The sequence below is a fragment of the Sphingobacterium sp. IITKGP-BTPF85 genome, assembly GCF_001006065.1.
GTDB classification, from domain to species: Bacteria; Bacteroidota; Bacteroidia; order Sphingobacteriales; family Sphingobacteriaceae; genus Sphingobacterium; species Sphingobacterium anhuiense.
Map to the genome: position 1 here is coordinate 1 of NZ_ASZT02000238.1, position 4,061 is coordinate 4,061.

A 4,061-nucleotide genomic window follows, 5' to 3' on the forward strand; every position below is an offset into this window, starting at 1 on the left:
TTTTTACCTGCTGAATGGATTCGTACAGGTTGCGTGTGAGCATAAGCATGAGGGCTAGAGTATGTTCTGCAATTGTTGAAGCATTGGATGCAGGAGCATGTATGATGCTGATATTGCGAGCAGTCGCTTCATGTACATCAATATTATCAAGGCCTACACCACATCGGGCGACCGCCTGTAGGGCGGGACAAGCATCCAATAGTGCCTTGTTGACCTGACCCTTTCCACGGGTAATGATGGCGTTTATGGTGTATTTGTCAATTGCTTTCTGCAATGAAATACTGTCGTAGCCTGTCAGTACATTAACTTGATCTTGCAACATGACTAAGGCTTCTTCAGCTATAGTTTCCAGTAATAAAACGTTTTTTTTGATTGTCATATGATAGGATTCCGCAGTACTCTTTATTGGCGTTTATTTGTGATATAAGGTCGCTTCATCAGATTTGTACCCTCTGAAATCATTTCTATTTGAAATATAGATACCTTCCTCATAGAGTTCGTCTTCTAGAATAAGTGGATCTATATCACTGCCAGGTGCTGATGATATTTCGACGAGATTGCCTGCTGGATCACGTAGAAAAAGCTGCATGGCACCATCCGGTAATTTTCTTACTTTCCCCCAGGGTGAAATATCGATCACCTGGAGTTCTTTCATACGGAAAAAGATCTTGTTAAAATCATCTACTTGAACGCAAATATGTCCACGAAATGAAGGCGTATCTTCCCATTCCGAGAGATGAAGCTGTTGCTCATCATTAAATTTAAAAAACATCACAGGGTAATCAAATCTAAAGGCAGCAAGGGGTTCCAGACCCAATTCGTTTTGATAAAATGCTGCCGCCTTTTCAAGATTATCTACGATAAGTGTGACGTGGTTGATTTTGATTGCACGTGCCATATCTATTGATTTATTTTGTTAGTTAGATTTTCTGTTTAAACTCATTAATAAAATTCCAGTTGGGTGTTAGTCCCAGCCCCGGTGCCACTGGAGCCGCGATGACGCCATCAGTAACTGTAATCTGCTCGTGGACCAGATCATACATCATAGGATTACCTCCAAGTGAAAACTCAATGATTGTTGCCGCCTGGGATGCAAATGCGACATGGAGCCCTGCCATAAATGAGAAAGCAGAACCCCAACAGTGCGGAGCAAGTTCTAATTGATGAACACTTGCTAGGTGTCCTACGCGCATGGTTTCGGAAATACCTCCAATAATCGCTGCATCGGGCTGTATGACATCTAGCGCTCTGACTTCAAGTAAATCGCGGATGTCAAAGCTTGTAAATTCACTTTCTCCTGCAGCTATGGGAATTGTAGTGGAAGCTCGGACTTCTGCTGTACCGTGTCTATTGTCAGGATTAATGGGTTCTTCAAACCAGTACAAATTACAATCTTCTACTCCTCGACAGAACTGTTTTGCTTCAGGTACACTAAAGGTACCGTGTGCATCTGTCATGAGTTTAATGTGAGGACCGAGTGCTTTTCTTGCGGCTTTGACACGGTCAATACTGTTTTGGACAGTTTGATCCATGATACCGACACGCATTTTTACGGCATTAAATCCTTTAGCAACATAACTATTGAGCTGCTCGCCTATATGATCAACGGGAGCCCAGCCACCACTGGCGTACGCAGGCATTTGTTCGCGACAGGCTCCGCCAAGAAGGTCCATAACAGGTACTCCCAAAGCTTTACCTTTTAAATCCCACAGAGCGGTGTCGATACCGCTCATTGCGGCTATAGTTAATCCTCTTCGACCAAGGATAGGGAATCTTCGACCTCTTGTGAGTGCATAATGATCGCGTGTGCCATTGTACATCTCCTCCCAAAGACGGTTTATATTTTTTGCATTTTTACCAATTAAAATGGGTTTTAATTCATTTTCAATGCAGCTTACTATGGATGCGCATACTCCAGATGATCCGACAGCTGCTTTTGCCTCTCCGAAACCTTGAAGACCATCTTCAGTGGTAACGACCACGAGTGTCATGTCGAAATTGGTTAGCAGACCGTAATCTGAAAAATGCTGTTTTTCTTTTGGTATAGGACATCGCAGCCAGAATGCTTCTATGTTTGTTATCTTCATTGTTTCTATTTCTAATAGGGTAAATAATGCTATTTACCGAAATTTAAAATTGATTACTCCTTAGTCTGTGATATCAAGTTCGATGAGTTATTCAATTGCATTATTGCTGGTGTTGCGAAAAGCTCATTTTATATTTTTGAATCCTGCTCGGATGTTGTAGCCTACAACATTTTTTGTGACAGCTACTTAATAAGTTTGGACAAAATCTCGAATGATTTCTGAGTGAGCATTGTATAAAACTCTTCCGAAACTGATGCACTGCCATGATCTTCAAGAAATTTCTTTTGTTCAGGAGAGAGGTTTTCGGGATGCTCATCAATAGAATTGGGGTAAGGGTTTGCAGGAGTACGGTCCAAAGGTGAACAAAATTCCACAGACAGCACTTCGTTATAACCAATCTGATCGAGTGTTTCAAGTATTTTACTCCAATTCAGCGTGCCCATTCCCGGAGCCATCCTATTGTTGTCGGCAACATGGAAACCAACAAGTTTTCCTTTGGCTCGTTTGATTGCTTCATAGAGATCATCTTCTTCGATGTTCATATGAAAGGTGTCAAGGCACACACCGCAATCGGACCTACGGCCGCAGCAAGTGCTAATGCTTGATCACCTCTGTTAACGAAATAGGTTTCAAATCTATTGATTGGTTCAATACCGATCAATATGCCTGATGACTGTGTGTAGTGATATACGTCTTGTAGTGAGTCAATGGCCCATTGCCATTCTTCTTCGGGTCTGCCATCGGGTATGATTTTACCCACCGTACCGGGCACCACAGAGATCATGTGACCATCGAGTTCCTTAACCATGCGCGCCACATCTTTGACATATTGTATGGATTTGGAGCGCTGAGCTTCATCTTTAGCCAGTAAATTTCGATCTCCTAACATCAATGTGACAGAGCCCCAACATGATAATCCATATTGTTTTAAAAGTTTTCTGACCTCTTTAGTGTCATAATGTTCTGGACTACCAGCAATTTCAATTTTAGTATAGCCTAAACTGGAGGCTCTGCGAATTGTTGTTTCTATTGTTTCGGCTCGCATCCAGTTATGTATCGATAATTCCATAGGGTATATAATGTTTCGGATAAAGTATATCGTGTGTATTGAAGCTATTGTTGTCTATAGGGAACGTTGATATCTATTTTTCCTGCCCATTTCTTAGGGATAGGTTTTCCTACAGTCCAATGTATGGCATTAATCAGTAACCGCTGAAAACTTGCTATATTAAAATCATCGGGATGACCAAGTGTTGTTGTGAAAACTTTTCCTCCAGCAGCGGTTTTCCAGGTCCACGCCACAGGATTTTCAACTGCTTTTTTATCTGGATCTACAGCTTTTCCCATTAATAACCAAGTTGATCCTTTTGATGGATAATCGGGTACAACATGGTACAACCAGGAGCGTACATGAAAGTTTGGATCTACTCCTGTTAAGATCGGATTTTTACTTTGTGTGGGAATAATGGATACATCGGTACTGGAATTATGACCGTAATGGGTGTGACCACCTTTGCCCCATCCTGGAGGACCTCCCAAAGCAAATTCACCAAAAGCATTCCATTTCTCCAAGGGATGTCCACTGGGATAATTAAAAGCATGTGTGCTGGTTCTGAAACCAATAACCGGCTTTCCGGATTTTAAATAATCGTCGATATGTTTAACTTGATCGGCAGGTAATAGTCTCCAACGAAGGTAGAAAATAGCAAGATCGGCATCTTTTAGAGCTTCTAGTCCCGGGATATTTTCTTCTGAATTATAGTCAGGACTTGCTTTTAGCACCAAAGTTCGCATGCCATAGTTTTTCTCAAGTTCGGCTGCTATCATAGGCAGGGTTTCTTCGCCACTGTATTCGTGGTCGCCCGTTACAAATACAATTAGAGGTTTTTTGACTGTTTTCTTTTTGCTTTGACCAGCAGATGGAGATACATTTGATAGCAATATGCCTATTGTAATTAAACATATAATGCTTTT

3 protein-coding genes and 2 pseudogenes are annotated in these 4,061 nt (G+C 41.6%); all 5 read right to left on the bottom strand.

What is annotated here, in order from left to right:
- Nucleotides 1-379, bottom strand: a pseudogene (locus tag L950_RS24420) (hypothetical protein); the annotation flags it as partial.
- A gap of 33 nt (nucleotides 380-412) precedes the next feature.
- Complete coding sequence (locus L950_RS24425) at nucleotides 413-898, bottom strand: VOC family protein (protein ID WP_021190653.1); 486 nt, start codon at nucleotides 896-898, stop codon at nucleotides 413-415.
- 22 nt (nucleotides 899-920) lie between these two features.
- A complete protein-coding gene (locus L950_RS24430; protein ID WP_021190654.1) occupies nucleotides 921-2,087 on the bottom strand; it encodes a mandelate racemase/muconate lactonizing enzyme family protein in 1,167 nt (388 codons plus the stop codon).
- Between the two features lie 182 nt (nucleotides 2,088-2,269).
- A pseudogene (locus tag L950_RS37625) lies at nucleotides 2,270-3,156 on the bottom strand (sugar phosphate isomerase/epimerase family protein).
- A 44-nt stretch (nucleotides 3,157-3,200) separates the two neighbouring features.
- Nucleotides 3,201-4,061, bottom strand: an 861-nt coding sequence (locus tag L950_RS24440) for a ThuA domain-containing protein (protein ID WP_197086684.1), incomplete at its 5' end; no start/stop codon positions are given.